Below are 19777 nucleotides of genomic sequence, written 5' to 3' on the forward strand. Positions count from 1 at the left end.
GAAAATATAACAATGAAAAAATTTTTAAAGCAGTCAACTATTATCTGTTTAATTGCCTTGACAGTAGCGGCTTGTGAATCTAACAAATCAAGCGATACTTTAGGGAGTAATTCTCCGGTCGCTAAAGTAGCCAGTGATACTTCTAGCAGCAATTCTGCCGAAACGGCTTTGACTGTGACAGATAAAGGTTGCGAACCCAATCAGCTGACACTGACATCTGGACAAAACAGCTTTGTAATTACCAATAAAAGCAGCCAACCTTTGGAATGGGAAATTTTGTCTGGGGTAAAAGTTATCGAAGAACGAGAAAATATTGCTCCTGGATTCGTTCAGAAACTTAAAACCAATCTAGAACCAGGTGAGTATGACATGGCTTGCGGTTTACGCAGCAATCCCAAAGGGAAACTCACCGTGAAAACAGGAGTTGGAGATTCGCAAGCCAAAGGGACTGTAGATCAGGGTAAATTAGTCGGGGCGATCGCAGAATACAAAGTCTACGTCATCAAAGAAACTGACCAACTAGTGGCAGACAACAAGACTTTCACCGATGCTGTGATTGCTGGCAACCTTGTTAAAGCTCAGAAACTCTATGCCTCTACCCATGTTCATTGGGAACGTGCAGAACCCATAGCTGAACTATTCTCCGATCTCGATAAAACGATGGATTCCCGTGCTGATGACTTTGCGAAAAAAGAGGCTGACCCACAATTCACTGGATACCATCGCATAGAAAAAGCTTTATTCCAAGACAAAACTACAAAAGGGATGAAACCCTTTGCCCAAAAGCTACAGAAAGATGGACAAGAGTTACAAAAACGCATTGCTACTTTGACTATTGAACCAAAAAATATGGTAGGCGGTGCTGCTGGCTTGATTGAAGAAGTGGCTGCTACCAAAATTTCTGGAGAAGAAGACCGTTACAGCCATACTGACCTCTGGGACTTCAGCGCTAATGTCGAAGGTTCCCAAAAGATTGTAGAGTTATTGCGCCCCGTCATCCAAAAAGCCAACCCCGATTTACTAGCGCGTGTGGATGCAAATTTTACCAAAGTTAACCAAGGACTTGCTAAATATAAAACCCCTGATGGTGGTTTTGCTACCTACGACAAAGTGAGTGAAACAGACAAGAAAGAGATGAAAACTGCGATCGCCGCTCTTTCGGAAGACCTCTCTCAGCTGCGTGGCACTCTAGGCGTTAACTAATTTATCAATAATTCCCAGAGGAGTAAACTATGTCTAGTTCAGAGCAACCAAGGTTACGCATTACTCCCCGAATCAGCCGTCGTGACTTGCTCCTTGGTATGGCCGCAGCAGGTGGAGTAGCAGCTTTGACCAGTTTGGGTTATCGCACTCTTTCAGAAACTACTGAAGACCCATCTGAAGAGGCTGTACCGTTTTTTGGTATTCACCAAGCAGGTATTCTCACCCCTGCGCCGGCTTCTGCTCTGATGGTGGCATTTGATACAACTGCTAAAACTAAAGGGGATTTAGTGCGCTTGTTTCAAACTTTGAGCGATCGCATTCAGTTTCTCATGGCAGGGGGAACACCCAAGTCACGCGACCCGAAATTTCCGCCCAGTGATTCGGGAATTCTTGGGCCTGTAGTGGTTCCAGATAACCTCACCATCACCCTAGCAGTAGGTGACTCGCTGTTCGATAACCGTTTTGGACTTGGCAAATTAAAACCCAAGCGGTTAAATACCATGCCAGGTTTCCCCAATGACCAACTCGACCCAAATTTGTGTCATGGGGACATACTGCTGCAATTTTGTGCCAACACAGAGGAAGCAAACATCCACGCTTTACGGGATATTATCAAGAATCTGCCTGACTTAATAACTCTGCGCTGGCAAATAGAAGGTTTTCTACCGCCGAATACTCATAAAAAGCTCGGCAAAACCACAGTGCGGAACCTACTTGGTTTCAAAGATGGTACAGCAAATCTAGATGCTAGCAATGAAAAGTTGATTAACCGGATTGTCTGGGTACAGCCAAACAGCGACGAACCAGCTTGGACAGTAGGGGGAAGCTATCAAGTGGTGCGCGTGATCCGTAACTTAGTTGAACGCTGGGATCGTACACCACTACAGGAGCAAGAAACAATTATTGGGCGCAGTAAAGACTCTGGCGCACCTTTGGGGATGAAGCACGAGAAAGATATTCCCAATTATGCTCAAGATCCTAAAGGTAAACAAATCCCCCTAGATGCTCATATCCGCCTTGCTAATCCACGCAAATCAGAATTGGGTTTGATTCTGCGGCGTGGTTTCAACTATTCACGCGGGTTTGATAAAGCTGGACAATTAGATATGGGTTTGTTGTTTGTCTGTTTTCAAGCTGATTTAGAAAGGGGCTTTGTAACAGTGCAAAATCGCTTGATTGGCGAACCTTTAGAGGAGTATATTCGCCCCATTGGCGGTGGATATTTCTTTGCTTTGCCTGGCGTTAAAGATAAAGGCAGTTATTTAGGTCAGTCATTACTAGAAACATAAGCATCATCGCATCCCAAAGCTTGTAGAAGGCGCTAATTTACTCAACCAATCAATAACTGATGCTGATGCTTCTTTAGAATGTCGTAATCCTCGGAGAATAAACTGTATTCGGTCTGCTTGCGGTAGGCTCATTAAATTTAAGGTAATTTGATTCCATCTGATCAGTTTTTCTTCATCACTGGTTTCAATTTCCCTTAATACCCAAAACTCCATCATTGAGGAAGTAAATTGATAATCAGTTGTTCCTAGTTGTATAGTACGCTTAATTAAGCCCATCTCTTCTAAATTAGCGAGTTTCCGCTCATTTTGACTGATAATTAATTCCAGATCGATAAATTCGTACTGTCGCTGTCGAAGACGACTTTGTAACCGAGATATAGCGATAAAAATTAACAAGCTTTGTTCTGCTTCATCACAAGATAACCACCAAACTTGAAAGATGTGTTCAATAGCTTTAAGAAACTCTCCTGTAAAGTTTTCAATAGTTAAATTTTGACCATTGCGCCAAAAATCGTAAATTAAATAGCAAGCATTTTGAAGTAGAACTGGATATCCTCCAGATACTTCTTGAATCACTTGTCTTAACTCTGTTGTTAGCTTCAACTCCTCAGGCATACCACCAAGTAATTCACTTATTTCTTGCTCATCGAATAGTCGTAGTTGCCGGAATAGATAGTGGTTATACCAAGGTGTTTGGTTAGGATTGAGAGGTGGACTAAGTTCATTTAGGGTTTTTTTAGAAGTTACAATAACTGAAAGATTATATTGTTCTCTACTATAAACAGCAAGACTACGAAAATCGGATAGGAAACTCTGCATTTCATCTTCAGTATAGTTTTCGCTAGGATAGAGAGCAGTATCATAGTCATCTAACAACAATAAAAGAAACTTTCTTTGTTGTCCAATTTTTCTTAGAATAAAGCGAATATCATCATTTCTGACTATAGATGTTGAATGCAATATTTGCTCAATATCTTTATGCAAAGGATCATTTTTACTAATTTCATTTTGGATAACGCTGACAATTTCTCTCCAAAAAGCATCAGGGGTAAAAGGTACAATATCAGCACAATTAAGAGTAACAATAATTGCTTGTGTGCGGTGAAGCCCATGTTGTTGCCAAACTTCAGTAGAAGCTAAAAATTGCAGCAACGAAGATTTTCCCACACCTGTATTACCCCAAATTGCAAGATGAGAGCGATTTTGTATTTGATCGAATGCTGCTGCAATTACAGACCGTCGCCCAACAAAATATTCTGGTGGAACGGGAGCGCCAACAAAAAAAGGATTGCGTAATGTTTGTAAACTTGCCCTAATTTGTTCTTGTTGTTGTTCTAATTGACCTTCTACTTCCGAAAGTCGCTGCTGTGCCCGCTTATTTTCTGGTTCTAGTTCTATAGCTGTTGAAAATTGGGTTTTAGCTTGTACAAAATTGCCTGTTTGCATGAAATCGCGCCCATTACCCAACAGAGATTTCACAAACGCTTCTTTGTAACGTAAACTGAGGTTATCTACTTTGCAAATTCTGGTATAAAGCTCAACAGCTTGGTTAAATTGCTCGTCTTCTAAACAAGCAGATGCCATCCCTAATAAAGCTTGAAAGTGGTTAGGATTAATTTGTAATACTTGCTCATACAATGCGATCGCTTCAATTACATCCCCTTGTTCGTGTAACTCCTTTGCTTGTTCATACAAAGGTAAAACTTCTGGATGTAGCCGGTCTAATTCCAAAATTTCTGTACGTAGAGAGTGCCTTCTAATAAACCAGCGACGTACTAATTCCACTATAACTGCATGAGAATATGGGCGATCGCGCGATAATTCAGAAAGTTCTCTTTCTTGAATAAACCCGCCTGTTTTCAGAGTTTCCAATGCCTCATGTAGTTCATTTGTCAAAACCACACCGTTATCTGTTAACAGTTTCCAAGGATCGGGGTGGAAACGTTCTTGCATTTCGGCGATGGCTGCAAACACTACTCTCTCAGCAATTGGTAATCCTTGGCGAAACCATGCTAAACCATTGTCTGCTCTTTCGATCGCTTCATTAATATTCTTTTTGACATCTTCTTCAGTAATTTTTTGCCAGTCTTGTACTCGATCTTCTTGTTTATCTCTGGCTTTTTCAAACAGAACACTACATAGCACTTGAATAAAATAGGGGTGTCCGGCGCAGAGTTGCCAAATTGCCTCAATGGCTGACGGTTGATATTCTAAAATGCCTTCAGATGGTTTGGTAATTAGCTGTCTGGTATGAGTTTCATCTAGTAAACTAACTTCCTTACGCGGTGCTTGGCGAAACAAACTGACTAGGATTTTCACATCATCCAACCGTCGTCCAACAACTGGTATCAGACAAAATCTTGCTGGTTGGTTGGTAATCATTGATTGGAGATGGCGAAAAAAGTCCTCAGTAGTTGTTTGGTCGGTGCGATCGCCAATGGTATCAAATTCATCTAATAATAGAACTGGTTTGCGATCGCCTAAGACTTGGTAAAGCTGGATAAAAAAACCAACACTAAAGATTGTGGGATCTGATTCTAGTGCATCTTTCGTTGGGATTTTCACTTGGTCTTCTGATAGATTCAGGCGTCTGACAATTCCCGTTGCCAGATGATGTAAGATATCCGCCAGTGAACCATGACTTTGACCCTCCAATGAAAGCGGAATGAAAACAAATTGCCTCAGATGGCTCAAAAAGTTCGGAATTTGAGCCAATAAAGAAGATTTACCTATCCGTCGCTGACCATGCAGCAGAATTACAGATGTACCCTGAACTAAATTATCTTCAATAAACCTAAACAGATCATCTCGCCCAAAAAACTTTTCCTTGTTGTTGATTGGAGTGCCAGTAATATAAGGATTGTTTAGACCTGCTGCCATAAATACTACCTATTGATTTCTAGCTTTTAAGGTTTAGCGTTACCTAAAAATCCTTTAAAAGAAACCTCCCAATTTTCCCACCCATCCTATTACCGATTGAGCCGTATCTTTATACTGCCATACCTGCTTGGTGATATTTTTCATCTGCTCAACCTGCTTACTACTTAGATTCAGGAAAATTAACTCACGTTCTGCCAATTCTGGTTGATTTTGACTATTTTCCAATTCCTTAACGACCCACCATTCCATAATGGATGAGGCAAACTCATAGTTAATTTTTTCATCGTTATCGTAGCGTCGGAGAATACCACGTTCTTCTAATTCACGCAATTCTCTATCTTTTTGACTCAGGATAGTATCTACATTATCTAATGTATACTTACGTTTACGATTTACGCGCCCCTCTAAGCGTGATAGGGCAAGGAATTTCAGCAAACTTTTTTCGTCATCAGTTGACTGATTCCAAGCTGCGCGAAAGTATGGCCGATTTGCTCTTTCAAATTCTATAGCAAAATCTAAGACTGTTTTGATATCTTTATCTTGCCAAGCTCTATAAAGGATAAAACCAGCATTCTGAATTAGTGCTGGATTTCCTCCAGAAATTTTTTGGATTTCTGCTTGTAAATTTAGTAGCCAGTCAATAGAAGATTTTTGAGCTAAATCTTGAAACCACCGTGATACTTCTTCCTCTCTGAATAACTTCAGGTATCTATAAGTATAATGATTGTTCCAAGGAGAAGTACCTTGTTCAATTTTTGGCCCCATTTCTGAGAGACGTTTTGGGGAAGTAACAATCACCGAAAGGTAATCTTTCTCTTCACCATGAGTTGCTAAAGAACGAAAGTTACTCAAAAATGAACGCATTTCATCTTCTGTATAAGAAGCATTCGGGTACAAAGCGGCATCAAAATCATCAAGCAACAATAACAGAAACTTATTGTTTTTGCCAATCTCAGCTAACAATAAGCGTAACTGATGAATATTGTAAGTTCCTGCTCCTAAAGTTTGCTCAAAGACAGGCTGCAATGCTAAATTATCTTTTGCTTTCTGTTGTAATGAACTAAGTACTAGCTCCCAAAAGCCAATAGCAGTAAAAGGCGTAATTTCCCAACAATTGATAAAGACGATCAACGCTTGAGAATAATCGATTCCTCTATTTCTCCACGGTTCTTGTGATGAGGCAATATATTGTAGCAGTGAAGATTTACCCATACCACTACTGCCCTGAATTGCTAAACACGAGCGATTGCCGATTACATCAAGTGCAGTATTAATATCAGAGCGGCGTCCGCTAAATTTATCTGGAGAAACTGCACCGCCAACATAGAAGGGATTTATCTCAGGTCTATCGGGGATTAGAGCGTTTTCTGTATTCATTGGGAATAACTTTGAAGATGGAGCAAGAAAGTCAAGTGATATTAATTGTTCATCTGCTGATAGATATTTTACAGCTAACTACCCTGAAATCTAGGAAAAATATCTGCCTTGTTATTACCAATAACTGAAGTTCTGGGCGGGATGTCTTGTCTGGCTTTCACCTTGTCAGGTTAATTCTCCTCTTGGTGTAGATGGTTAACAGCTTGCAATCACAGGGATTCTGCAAAAGCGATCGCGTCATTGCTTGAGATTGGCTGAAAGTAATCTTAGTTATGATTGTTGATACAAGCCCAGTTTGTAAGCCACAATATTAAATACCAAGATCGTTTTTATAGGTTAGCATTATGAGCAATAACCTTTCATTAGATGCTATAGAAGGTTTCAACTTAGGAGACTTCGATGAGTAAGGAATCGCCTTTTGTAGAAACCAACGGATTGCTCTTGTATAAACAAGAATGCAAAACTCCAGAATTTTTAAACTCATCCTTTTGTATACATCTATTTGGTGAACTAGTTGTCGTAGATCATTATGTACTGTTGTTTCCTGATTCAGGAACTCTCACAGACTACGCTAAAACTCTGGTCAACTATGATGCCAAAATCACGGAAGGGCCAGGAAAATGGCCTGATGATTTTTGTCCAGAGCAAAACCTCTTGCCCGAAGATGCTGGCATGTACTTTCTCTCAGCCTTAATGCCGTCAGGCATGATTTTGGTACTGCTTGCACCGAACGCACCAGATGAACAGATCGCTAGCTTATGCCAGCAGCAAGGTTTTAATACTGTCCATCATGTTGCCATTCTTGTTGATGATATCTATACAGCAGCAGAGGTTTGGCAGAACAAAGGCTTTATTCCTCTATCTATGACTCCTCAAGAAGATGGCTCTTTATGCCAATGGTTTTTCCGCAACTGGGCAGGCCAAATTATAGAGCTAATCTGCCGCAAATGGACGGGTAAAGAAACTTTCTCCTGCGAGAATATCGCTGGTTTACGCCTTTCAGAATTGGCAGCGTGAAGGGGGTAGGAGGCAGGAGGCAGAGTAGTTAATTGAAAAGAATAAGGGACTTCCAAATAAAAAATAATCAATCGCTTTGGGGAGACAAGGGAGAAATATTGCTAGCTTATCCACCTTGTCCTCCTGCTCCCTGCTCCCTGCCCTCTGCTCCCTCCTCAAGTATGCTCTCCACGACGGTGGTTAGCAGCTTGTAATAACAGAGATTCAGCAAAAGCGATCGCGTCACTTGCAGATTTACCACCAGCTAACTGTGCTAGTTCTTCCCGGCGTGTGGTTAAATTATCCAAAGTAGTAACTCTGACAACGGTACGCTGTTCAGCATTGATATTGTTAGCTTTTTTACTCTTGCCTTGATTAATAGTTTGCTTATCTACGCGGAAATGGCGATCGGCCATTGCTGCAACTAAAGGCTGGTGGGTAACACATAATACTTGGTTGCGCTGACTTAGCTGGTGTAATTTTTCTGCGATCGCTTGGGCTACCCTTCCTGAAACCCCAACATCAATTTCATCAAAAACCATTGTTCCAGCTACATCAACCTGAGAAAAACAAGCTTTCAGCGCCAATAAAAAGCGGCTCATTTCCCCACCAGAGGCAATTTCCGTTAATGGTTGCAGTGGTTCTCCAGGGTTAGAACTAAATGTAAAGGTAATTTTATCTGCTCCCATCGCAGTTGGAAAAGCTGGTAATATTTCAACCAGAAACTTCACCTTTTCCATCGCTAGGGGCTTGAGTTCAGCGATCAAACGCGATTCTAAATTAGCAGCCGCTTTACTCCGCAATTGAGTTAACTGATTAGTTGCTTGGGTGAGTTTTTCAAAACACGCTTTTTCTTGCTGTTCCAAATTTTCGATAGATTGTTCGCTGTCGTTAAGTTGGGCTAATTCCCCTTGAATACGTTGGTAATATGCGATCGCTTCTGTCAGTGTTGGCCCATATTTGCGGCAAATTTGCTTTAATTCCTGAATCCGTTCTTCCACCTCTTCCAACCGCTGCGGATCGGCTTCCAATCCGTCCCCATAAGCATTAATCTGCCTTCCCACTTCCATTACCGCAGCTTGCGCGTCCCGCACTAATTCCAACAGGTGTTGTAGTTGGGTATCATATTCCACCATGTCATTTAATATCGCCTCACTGTCTCCCAATAAATCTCCGGCGGCGGGAGTTTCAGTATCGTTTTGATACAAAGCCTGATAAACCTTATAACTCATCTGCTGCAAATCGACGACATGATTCAGGCGTTCTCGTTCTTGTCCCAACTGTTCCAATTCATTAGGTTCGCCCAGATTAGCTGCTCCCAATTCTTGTACTTGATAAGCGAGCAAATCTAGCTGTTGCAACCTTTCTCGTTCTGATGTCCGGCGTTTCTCTAGGGCTAAATGCGCCTGTTGGTAAGTACTAAAACTCGTAGCAACTTTATGACGCTGCTGCATCAAGGAGTCGCCGCCATATAAATCTAACCAGTCTCGGACTTGGGCAGATTGTCCCACTTGTACAGTTTGACCTTGGGCTGTGATTTCCACCAAGCGATCGCGCATTCCTGCCATAATCTGCCGATTTACCAACACACCATTCACCCGCGATCGACTACGGATATTACTAGCAGTCGCCGTGATTTCTCGGCTAATGACTACAGAATTTTCATCAAGCAAATCTATTTCTTGTTCAGTCAACCAAGCCGCTAGGGGTGCATTTGAGGTAAAAGTCGCTTCTACCATCGCCCGACTTGTCCCCGTGCGAATGACTCGACTAGAGACTTTACCGCCCAAAGCAGCATCAATGGCATCCAAGATAATCGATTTTCCCGCGCCGGTTTCACCTGTCAACACATTTAGTCCCGCGCCAAATTCTAATTCCAGTTGGTCAATTAGGGCAAAGTTTTCAATTCGTAGGCAGAGCAACATCAAGCCAAATTCTCCATGAGGGCAGATGCCGGATAATTCCAATTTACAGGACAATAAGTATAATCTTTCAGCAACTAGCAATACCTACTACTATTGGACTAGTATGCCCATTTCAGTGTAACAAACTACTGGGGAATAGAGATTAGGGGAGCAAGGAAGAAATAACCAATGCCCAATTCCCCATTCCCAATCCCCAATTTCTAAACATATTGTTACAATACTTAATGTGATCGTTCTGACTGGTGGCCTTTTTCATGATTGTTAAGACACTTCCCCCTAGTTCCCGACCGATTCAGGAGGACAGTCACAACGGCACAAATCGCCGGGGTGAACTGGACGTTATTGATATAGTGCCAGAAAAAAATGGTAGACAAAGCTTAGTTGTGACGCAGATAGACTCGTCGCAGACATCGCCAAGACTCTTAAGCGCCCAAAAGGTAAGGATAACAGCCGAACCTGAAACGCTTTACGATCCCGTGACCATAGCGGCGCATTACCAAAACAGACCGCTGCAAGTTGTACAGCGAATTTTTGCTGTGTTGGGGCCGACTCTATCCTTTGCCTTTGGGTTGTGGTCGGATGGTAAACGGGGAATTGTCGTCAAAAATGACCGCCGCCGAGCCACTCAGCTACGAGTATTGCTGACTCAATTGGGGCCTGCTTACATCAAAATTGGACAAGCTTTGTCCACCAGACCGGATTTAGTTCCTCCAGTCTTCTTAGAAGAATTAACTAAGCTACAAGACCAATTACCACCCTTTCCCAACGAAATTGCTTACCAGTTTATCAAAGAAGAATTAGGCGCACCTCCAGAAGATGTTTACGCCGAACTCTCGGCGGAGCCAATTGCTGCGGCTTCCTTGGGCCAAGTCTATAAAGGTAAGCTCAAAACTGGCGAAGAAGTCGCCGTAAAAATCCAACGCCCTGACTTAAGAGAGCGAATTACCATTGACTTGTATATTTTGCGTAACCTTGCGGCTTGGGTGCAGAAAAAGGTCAAACGGGTAAGAAGTGACTTAGTTGGGATTCTTGATGAATTAGGCGATCGCATTTTTGAAGAGATGGACTACATCCACGAAGGTGAAAATGCTGAACGATTCTTCGAGCTATACGGTCACATAAAAGACATATACGTACCGAAAATTTACTGGGAATATACCAATCGTCGCGTTTTGACGATGGAGTGGATTAATGGTACAAAACTAACCCAGACAGCAGAAATTAGTGCCCAAGGCATAAATGCTCGTTACCTCATTGAAGTGGGAGTGCAGTGTTCTCTGCGTCAGTTGCTAGAACACGGATTTTTCCACGCCGATCCCCACCCTGGTAATTTGTTAGCAACACCAGATGGTAAGCTAGCTTATCTCGACTTTGGGATGATGAGTGAGATTAAGCCACCACAGCGTTATGGTTTAATTGAAGCGATCGTCCACGTTGTCAACCGCGACTTTGAAGGATTAGCAAAAGACTACGTTAAATTAGATTTCTTATCACCAGAAACCGATTTAACACCAATTATCCCAGCTTTTGCGAGAGTCTTTGCTGATGCCGAAGGAGCCAGTGTTGCCGATCTTAATATTAAAAGCATCACCGATGAACTATCGGCTTTGATGTACGAATATCCTTTCCGCGTACCACCCTACTACGCCTTAATTATTCGTTCCCTCGTAACGCTGGAAGGCATTGCAATATTCATAGATCCTAACTTTAAAGTCCTCAGCGAAGCTTATCCCTACGTTTCTAAACGCCTATTAACAGATCCAGCACCACAATTAAGAGCATCATTGCAAGATTTGCTATTTAAAGATGGCAGATTTCGCTGGAATCGCTTAGAAAACTTGTTAAAAAATGCGCGTAACAGTCAAGACTACGACTTTAACTTAGTGCTGAATCAGGGCATAGAATTTCTATCATCTGAACGCGGTGCTTTCATTCGTGACAAACTAGTAGATGAATCTGTTAACGGACTCGATGCTTTAAGTAAAAATGTTTTGCATAACTTTACTTCCCTGTTGCGGGAACGGGTAGGATTGACAGCAGTTAATGAAACTCCAGCGGCGACAGTTGAGCAACAACAAACCTTAGAGCATATCAAACGTATATTAGGTATTCTCCGAGAAACACAAGGCTTTGATCCAATTCAACTAGCATCTCAAATTGCTCAGTTATTGGTAAATTCAGATGTACAACGTTTAGGTCAACAAATTGCCAACCGCTTCACGCAAAAGGCTGTAGCTAGATTAATTCGGCAATTATTAGCATCGTAGTAAAAGTTATGAGTTAAAAACTTTCTTTACAGCTATTTTCAGGTAAATAGACCACGTGGTAGGGGTACAGCATTGCTCATACGTGTCAACTTAACGTCAAAGCAAGTCTAGAACTAGCTTTTAGATTACCTCGTTTACTTCGTTCCCAGTCTCCGACTGGAAATGCTTGTCTTTGAGGCTCCGCCTCACTTTACTGGCGGCAGCCTCTTTTGAGTTGCATTTCCAGCCAGAGGCTAGAAACGAGGTTTTAAAGGAGTTTCAGCTTAAGTTGACATCAATGAGCATTGCTATGCCCCTACGAGAGATATGGTTCAAATATATGAAAACTGCTGTAATTCATAAATCAATTAGCAACTACATAACCCAACTCTTGCAGCTTTTCCAACACCTTAGTTGCACTTCCAGCAACACTTTCTTGGTTAGTTTGGCATTCGACTTCAGGATAGAGCGGTATTTCATAAGGATCATCAATACCAGTGAAGTGCTTAATTTCCCCGGCTCTTGCTTTTTTATATAACCCTTTTACGTCTCGCCGCTCACAAACCTCTAATGATGCATTGACGTAAACTTCAACAAAAGATGGAATACTTTGGCGCACTTCTTCCCGAATTTCGCGGTACGGTGAAATTGCCGAAACCAAAACAATTACATTATTTCTGGTAAGAAGGTGAGCGACAAAGCCAATGCGCCGAATATTCTCTTCTCGATCCTCTTTGCTGAAACCCAACCCCTTGCATAGGTTTTGACGTACTGTATCGCCATCCAGAACTTCAACTCTGTATCCCTGTATCCGCAATTCCTTCTCCACGAATTTACAGATAGTAGTTTTACCTGCACCACTCAAACCAGTGAACCATACCGTCACACCAGAATTTTGTTGTATCATCTTACCTCCGCCTTATACTTCAAATGGCACACCCAAAAAAGCTTTTTTAGGTAATTTTTCAGATTCAGATAGCAATTTTATTTTTATAATCTTTTTTTAGCAGTAATTTTAGGCGATACCAATGGCTTTGCTCGCAATCACGGGAGCATCCCAAATGTCTAAAAATATAATTTGTCATTGCGTACTCCTTCGGAGAACCCGTAGGTATAGAACGCATTGAAGCAAAGCAATCGCAAACTACAGATGTTGCGATTGCTTTATTTTGCAACTCTTGGAGACGCTACCGCGTAGCAATATCTGCGTAGGGGTACGCTTCATTTGCAATGACAAGTAACGATTTTGGTAAATTGATACAATTGGGATGTTCCCGCAATCACAACATCATTTATTTTGTCGAACACTCTTTGACTCATTGTAAGTGAGTAACTACGTAACTGCACTTAGCTCTACTTTACTTTTTAATACATTTAATAGCAATGTTTGTGATGAGCTACACATCTACGCACTTTCTTAAAAATAACGACAAAACTCGCTTCTATACAAAGAAAATCTACTGATCCATCTCGCAAATTATTAAAGTTTTAAGCAAATTATATGTTCAGTATATATACAGATTTTATTTAAATAAATAGTCTCTAATATAACAATAGTTTACAAAATTAGATTTAGGGCTAAGAAATTATAAAAACTGAATTCCAACTGTCTGCAAAGTTAGATACAGTGCAGCTTTATCGTGGTGTGACCTGTTATCTGGGGGCGATCTCTTTTGGGTTCTTTCTCTGGTGCAGGTTTGTTTATTGACAATGATGGCACGCCTGATCGTCTTTGTCCTTAATTCTGAGAGATTCGTAACGAGCGATTTATCATTCAATTTCAACAAAGCTAAAGCCACTAACTATTTTTGTACTCAACTAAGTCCAAATTTCCCCAACAAAATTTGAAATTTAATTCAACTTATTTATGTTAGCCACCTCTACCACTACTGCACCAGAAGAGAATAACTTAATTCAGTGTGATGCAGATCAGGGATTTATCTCCTGGCTTAGTCAAGCCGGAGGCTCAGTCGCCATCACCACCTACCAAGCTGGAAAACTGGCAGTTGCGGGCTGGAATGGTCAACAGATAACTATGCTGTTACGCCAATTTTCCAAACCAATGGGGTTAGCAGTTCATGGTTCACGTTTGGCACTGGCTAGCCAGCATGAAGTCTGTTTACTAGCCAATGCTCCCGCATTAGCTTATGAGTTTTTAGAAGACCAGCCCGGACGCTATGATGCCCTTTATCTGCCACGGATGACATATTTTACAGGCGACCTGAACATTCACGACCTGGAATTTGGCAGAGAAGGGCTGTGGATTGTCAACACCCGTTTTTCGTGTCTTTCCACCTTGAGTCCAGATTTTAGCTTTGTACCGCGCTGGCATCCCAAATTTATTTCCCAAGTAGTGCCAGAAGACCGCTGCCATCTGAATGGGTTAGCGATGGTGGATGGCAAACCCAAGTATGTGACTGCTCTCGGTGCGACAGATAGCGTCGGGGGGTGGCGACCAGGTAAAGCCAACGGTGGGGTCGTGGTGGAAGTGGAGAGTAATGAAATTATTGTAGATGGATTATCAATGCCCCATTCCCCAATCTGGCATGACGGATTTTTATGGTTACTAAACTCTGGTGCTGGAGAAATCTGGCGTATTCACCCAGAATCAGGAGACAAACAGGTAGTCTGTGTGCTACCTGGATTTCTGCGTGGGTTGTGCTGTGTGGGCTATTACGCCCTAGTGGGACTATGCCAAATTCGGGAACGGCATATTTTTGGGGGGTTGCCCATTACTCAACGGTTTGAGCGGTTACTCTGTGGTGTGGCAGTCGTGGATTTGCGAAATGGGCAGCAAGTGGGGATGCTGAAGTTCACTACAGGCTGTCAAGAACTTTATGATGTGCAGTTTCTTGCTGGTGTACAGCGTCCGATGGTTTTGAATCAGGAACGAAAAGAAATCCGCCAAGCATTTACAGCACCAGAGTTGAACTACTGGCTGCGACCAAGTGCGGTGATTCCTAATGACTAAGGAATCTGTTTAATCAGTGCGTAATTGTTGAAATCAAATTTTTAGTTTTTAAGAGAGGTTTTTTCATGACTGAATTTCAAGTTAATAATTACATCAGCAATAGTCAATCTAATTCCACAGTAGCGATAGATCCAAATGGGAATTTTGTTATTTCCTGGCAAAGCTTTGGCCAGGATGGGGATAAGAATGGGATATATGCCCAACGCTACAACAGCGCTGGGGTAGCTCAAGGGAGCGAATTCAGAGTCAATAGCACCACTAGCGGCGATCAAAATAACCCCAGAGTAGCCATAGATGCAGATGGGGATTTTGTCATCTCCTGGACTGGTCAGGACGGCTCTGGAAATGGGATATATGCCCAACGCTACAACAGTGCTGGGGTAGCTCAAGGGAGCGAATTCAGAGTCAATAGCACCACCAGCGGCGATCAAATTAACCCCAGAGTAGCCATAGATGCAGTTGGGGATTTTGTCATCTCCTGGACTGGTCAGGACGGCTCTGGAAATGGGATATATGCCCAACGCTACAACAGTGCTGGGGTAGCTCAAGGGAGCGAATTCAGAGTTAATAGCACCACTAGCGGCGATCAAAATAGCTCGACAGTAGCGGTAGATGCAAATGGGGACTTTGTAGTTTCTTGGCAAAGCTATGGTCAGGACGGGGATTACTATGGGATATATGCCCAACGCTACAACAGTGCTGGAGTAGCTCAAGGGAGCGAATTTAAAGTCAATAACACCACCACCACCACGCGTTATCAACTTAGCCCCACAATAGCGATAGATGCAGGTGGGGACTTTGTTATTTCCTGGCAAAGCCTTGGTCAGGATGGGTCTGGTTATGGAATATATGCCCAACGCTACAACAGTTCTGGGGTAGCTCAAGGGAGCGAATTCCAAGTCAATAATAATACCATAGCCGACCAAAAGAACCCCACAGTAGCGATGGATGCAAATGGGGATTTTGTTATTTCATGGCAAAGCTATGGTCAGGACGGGGATAACAATGGGATATATGCCCGACGCTACAACAGTTCTGGGGTGGCTCAAGGGAGCGAATTTTTGGTCAATGACACCACCACCGATAATCAAAATAACCCATCAGTAGCGATCGCTGCTGATGGGAACTTTGTCATTTCTTGGCAAAGCTTTGGGCAAGACACGTCTAGTGATGGGATATATGCCCAACTATACAGGAACAATGGGGCTCCCCCGATAGTCACCTCTGGTTCTGCCTCTGCTCTGGCGTACATTGAGAATGCCACTACAGCCATCGATTCAGGCATCACCGTCAGTGATGCAGACTCCGCTAACCTAGCTAGTGCTACTGTCAGCATTAGCAGTGGCTTTATTTCTGCTCAAGACACCCTCGCTTTCACCGGCCAAAGTGGGATTACGGGCAGCTACAACAGCAGCACAGGTGTTTTAACCTTAACTGGCAGTTCCAGCGTTGCGAATTATCAAGCCGCACTGCGTTCCATTACTTATACCAACAGTAGCGACAATCCCAGTACTACACCTCGTAGTATCAGCTTTATAGTTAATGATGGGAGTACTAATAGTACCGTCGTTACCCGCAATATTAATATTACGGCGGTGAATGATGCGCCCATTGCTACTGCCACTAACTCTGCTCTGGCATACACCGAGAATGCTACTACAATCATCGACTCAGGTATCACAGTCAGCGATGTAGACTCTGCTAACCTCTCCAGTGCTACTGTGAGCATTACCAGTGGTTTCGCCTCTACTCAAGACCTCCTCGCCTTCACCGGACAGAATGGGATTACGGGCAACTACAACAGCAGCACAGGTGTTTTGACCTTAACTGGCAGTGCCACCGTTGCGAATTATCAAGCCGTGCTGCGTTCTGTTACTTATACCAACAGCAGCGACAACCCCACTACTACACCTCGCACCATCAGCTTTGTAGTCAATGATGGGACTGATAATAGTACTACCGTTACCCGTAATATTAATATTACGGCAGTGAACAATGCGCCCATTGCTACTACTACCAACTCTGCTCTGGCATACACCGAGAACGCTACTATAGCGATCGATTCAGGTATCACAGTCAGCGATGTAGACTCCGCTAATCTAGCTAGTGCCACCGTCAGAATTAGTAGTGGCTTTATTTCTGCTCAAGACACCCTCGCCTTCACCAGCCAAAATGGGATTACGGGCAGCTATAACAGCAGCACAGGTGTTTTGACCTTAACTGGCAATTCCAGCGTTGCGAATTATCAAGCCGTGCTGCGTTCTGTTACTTATACCAACAGCAGCGACAACCCCACTACTACACCTCGCACCATCAGCTTTGTGGTCAATGATGGGACTGCTAATAGTACTACCGTTACCCGCAATATTAATATTACGGCGGTGAATGATACTCCTGTTGCTGTTAACGATAGCATCACCACAAACAAAAACACACCTATTATCATTAGCGCTACTAGTCTGTTGAGCAATGATACAGATGCAGAAAATGACGTATTGAGTATTACTAGCTTCACTCAACCTAGCCAAGGAACTTTAGTTGACAACGGTAATGCTACTTACACTTATACCCCTTCCCAAAACTATTATGGCTCCGACGGCTTCACTTACACTATAAGTGATGGGCATGGTGGCAGCAGTACTGGCACTGTAAACTTGACCATTAATCAAATCACCCCTCCGATTAATGGCACTCTAAATGCAGATAACCTGACTGGTACGGTGAATATGGATATCATCTCAGGATTGCAGGGCAATGACACCCTCCAAGGACTAGGTGATAACGACACCCTTGATGGCGGCGATGGAAATGATTTATTGGATGGTGGTACAGGAGATGATAGTCTCATCGGTGGCAAAGGCAATGACACTTATATTGTGGATAGCCTTGGTGACACTATTGTTGAATCCGCCAATGCAGGCACAGATTTAGTCAAGTCTTCAGTGAGTTGGGTGTTGGGAAATAACCTGGAGAACTTGACCCTGAATGGAAGTGGGGCAATCAATGGTACTGGTAATAGCCTTAATAACATCCTGATTGGAAATACTGGCGCTAACAGCTTGAGCGGGGAAGGTGGCAACGATAACCTCTTTGGTGATTCCGGCAATGACACCTTGTTGGGTGGTGCAGGCAATGACACCTTAGATGGAGGTTTAGAATCTGACAGTCTCATTGGTGGACTTGGTAATGATACTTACATCGTAGATAACCTGAACGATATTATTATTGAAGGCTTAAATGCAGGTACAGATTTAGTTAAGTCTTCGGTGAATTGGGTGTTGACAGATAACCTAGAGAACTTGACCCTGACTGGAACTGGGGCAATCAATGGTACTGGTAACAGCCTTAAGAACATTCTGACGGGAAATACTGGCGCTAACATCTTGAGCGGAGAAGATGGCAATGATAGCCTAATTGGTGGTGCAGGCAATGACACCTTGTTGGGTGGTTCCGGCAATGACACCTTGGATGGAGGTGCAGGGATTGATAGTCTCATTGGTGGAGACGGCAATGACACTTACATCGTAGACAATGCGAACGATGTTATTACTGAATCTGCCAATGCAGGAATAGATTTAGTCAAATCTTCGGTGACTTTCGTGTTGGCAGATAACTTGGAGAATTTGACCTTGACTGGAACCGCCGCAATCAATGGTACTGGTAACAACCTTGATAACATCCTGATTGGCAATACTGGCGCTAACTTTTTGAGTGGAGGAGATGGCAAAGATAGCCTAGTTGGTGGTACAGGCAATGATACCTTGTTAGGTGGTGCAGGCGATGACACCTTGGATGGAGGTGCAGGGATTGATAGTCTCATTGGTGGAGATGGCAATGACATCTACACCGTAGACAACGTTAGCGATATTATTGTCGGCGAAGGCTTAAATGCAGGCATAGATTTGGTGAAGTCTTCGGTGAGTTGGGTGTTGGGAGATAACCTGGAGAATTTGACTCTGACTGGAAGCGCGGCAATCAATGGTACTGGTAATAGCCTTGATAACATCCTGATTGGAAATGGTGGCGCTAACTTTTTGAGCGGAGGAGATGGCAAAGACAGCCTAATTGGTGGTGCAGGTAATGACACATTGTTGGGGGGTGCAGGCGATGATACCTTGGATGGAGGTGCAGGAATTGATAGTCTCATTGGTGGAGATGGCAATGACATCTACACCGTAGACAACGTTAGCGATATTATTGTTGGCGAAGGCTCAAATACAGGCACAGATTTAGTTAACTCTTCGGTGACTTGGACGTTGGGAGATAACCTAGAGAACTTGACTCTGACTGGAACTGGGGCAATCAATGGTATTGGTAACAGTCTTAATAACATCCTAATTGGAAATACTGGTGCTAACACATTAACGGGAGGAGATGGTAACGATAGCCTCTTTGGTAATTCAGGCAATGACAGCTTATTAGGCGGTGCAGGTAACGATGTACTGATTGGTGGAATTGGTCGAGATGTGCTGACTGGTGGAACTGGGCAAGATAGCTTATATCTGACCGATACCCGCACTGGAGGCTATGATATCATCACTGATTTTACTGTTGGAGAAGATACTATCTTCATTTCCAGTACAGAATTCGCACTGGGACAATCTCAAAATACTACGCTCAATCCTAGCTTGTTCCGACTTGGTACTAGTGCCATAACAACAGGCGATCGCTTCATCTACGATCAAACTACGGGGAACCTATTTTTTGACGCAGATGGAATTGGTAAAGCTGCACAAGTTCAAATCGCCCTGTTATCGAATCAGGCAGCGCTTAGTAGTACTAATATTACTGTCATTGCCTAAGGAAAGCTAATTATCGCAAGCATTGACAGCAGATTACCCAGCAAGAGACAGATTAGCTCTTGCTGGGTAATTTTTCATAAATACCTGG

At 43.0% G+C, this 19777-nt stretch carries 10 protein-coding genes; 6 read left to right on the forward strand and 4 right to left on the reverse strand.

From position 1 onward, the window contains the following. The first annotated feature begins 12 nt into the window (after positions 1 to 12). Positions 13 to 1203, forward strand: a complete 1191-nt coding sequence (gene efeO / locus FD723_RS17790; RefSeq protein ID WP_179066506.1) for an iron uptake system protein EfeO — start codon at positions 13 to 15, stop codon at positions 1201 to 1203. Positions 1204 to 1232: 29 nt separating this feature from the next. Further along, positions 1233 to 2492, forward strand: coding sequence for an iron uptake transporter deferrochelatase/peroxidase subunit (efeB, locus tag FD723_RS17795; RefSeq protein WP_179066507.1), 1260 nt, complete (start codon positions 1233 to 1235; stop codon positions 2490 to 2492). Between the two features lie 3 nt (positions 2493 to 2495). Here the strand turns inward: efeB and FD723_RS17800 are convergent, their stop codons facing one another. Both FD723_RS17800 and FD723_RS17805 read right to left on the reverse strand, forming a co-directional pair. Continuing rightward, entirely contained in the window at positions 2496 to 5372 is a 2877-nt protein-coding gene (locus tag FD723_RS17800; RefSeq protein WP_179066508.1) for an AAA family ATPase, read from the reverse strand. Positions 5373 to 5426: 54 nt separating this feature from the next. After that, positions 5427 to 6749, reverse strand: coding sequence for an AAA family ATPase (locus FD723_RS17805; RefSeq protein ID WP_179066509.1), 1323 nt, complete (start codon positions 6747 to 6749; stop codon positions 5427 to 5429). Positions 6750 to 7148: 399 nt separating this feature from the next. Between FD723_RS17805 and FD723_RS17810 the strand changes: the two genes are divergently transcribed. After that, complete coding sequence (locus FD723_RS17810; RefSeq protein WP_179066510.1) at positions 7149 to 7766, forward strand: VOC family protein; 618 nt, start codon at positions 7149 to 7151, stop codon at positions 7764 to 7766. Between the two features lie 155 nt (positions 7767 to 7921). Here FD723_RS17810 and recN read toward each other — a convergent pair whose 3' ends face one another. Next, complete coding sequence (gene recN / locus FD723_RS17815) at positions 7922 to 9670, reverse strand: DNA repair protein RecN (RefSeq protein WP_179066511.1); 1749 nt, start codon at positions 9668 to 9670, stop codon at positions 7922 to 7924. 254 nt (positions 9671 to 9924) lie between these two features. Here recN and FD723_RS17820 point away from each other — a divergent pair, with 254 nt between their 5' ends. Further along, positions 9925 to 11937, forward strand: coding sequence for an AarF/ABC1/UbiB kinase family protein (locus FD723_RS17820; RefSeq protein WP_179066512.1), 2013 nt, complete (start codon positions 9925 to 9927; stop codon positions 11935 to 11937). 343 nt (positions 11938 to 12280) lie between these two features. On the opposite strand, the gene cysC is transcribed toward FD723_RS17820, so the two are convergent. Then, positions 12281 to 12823, reverse strand: coding sequence for an adenylyl-sulfate kinase (gene cysC, locus FD723_RS17825; RefSeq protein ID WP_179066513.1), 543 nt, complete (start codon positions 12821 to 12823; stop codon positions 12281 to 12283). A 960-nt stretch (positions 12824 to 13783) separates the two neighbouring features. Between cysC and FD723_RS17830 the strand changes: the two genes are divergently transcribed. Both FD723_RS17830 and FD723_RS42875 read left to right on the forward strand, forming a co-directional pair. Further along, entirely contained in the window at positions 13784 to 14887 is a 1104-nt protein-coding gene (locus tag FD723_RS17830; protein ID WP_179066514.1) for a TIGR03032 family protein, read from the forward strand. Between the two features lie 65 nt (positions 14888 to 14952). Then, positions 14953 to 19689 carry an S-layer family protein gene (locus FD723_RS42875; protein WP_179066515.1) on the forward strand — a complete coding sequence of 1579 codons (4737 nt, stop codon included), beginning with the start codon at positions 14953 to 14955 and terminating at the stop codon, positions 19687 to 19689. The last annotated feature ends 88 nt before the right edge of the window (positions 19690 to 19777 follow it).

This window comes from Nostoc sp. C052 (genome assembly GCF_013393905.1).
Lineage (GTDB): Bacteria > Cyanobacteriota > Cyanobacteriia > Cyanobacteriales > Nostocaceae > Nostoc.

Coding starts and splice junctions, on each gene's coding strand:
- FD723_RS17805 (WP_179066509.1), bottom strand. CDS start 6,749: ATGAATACAGAAAACGCTCTAATCCCCGATAGACCTGAGATAAATCCC.
- recN (WP_179066511.1), bottom strand. CDS start 9,670: ATGTTGCTCTGCCTACGAATTGAAAACTTTGCCCTAATTGACCAACTG.
- cysC (WP_179066513.1), bottom strand. CDS start 12,823: ATGATACAACAAAATTCTGGTGTGACGGTATGGTTCACTGGTTTGAGT.
- FD723_RS17800 (WP_179066508.1), bottom strand. CDS start 5,372: ATGGCAGCAGGTCTAAACAATCCTTATATTACTGGCACTCCAATCAAC.
- FD723_RS42875 (WP_179066515.1), top strand. CDS start 14,953: ATGACTGAATTTCAAGTTAATAATTACATCAGCAATAGTCAATCTAAT.
- efeO (WP_179066506.1), top strand. CDS start 13: ATGAAAAAATTTTTAAAGCAGTCAACTATTATCTGTTTAATTGCCTTG.
- FD723_RS17810 (WP_179066510.1), top strand. CDS start 7,149: ATGAGTAAGGAATCGCCTTTTGTAGAAACCAACGGATTGCTCTTGTAT.
- FD723_RS17830 (WP_179066514.1), top strand. CDS start 13,784: ATGTTAGCCACCTCTACCACTACTGCACCAGAAGAGAATAACTTAATT.
- efeB (WP_179066507.1), top strand. CDS start 1,233: ATGTCTAGTTCAGAGCAACCAAGGTTACGCATTACTCCCCGAATCAGC.
- FD723_RS17820 (WP_179066512.1), top strand. CDS start 9,925: ATGATTGTTAAGACACTTCCCCCTAGTTCCCGACCGATTCAGGAGGAC.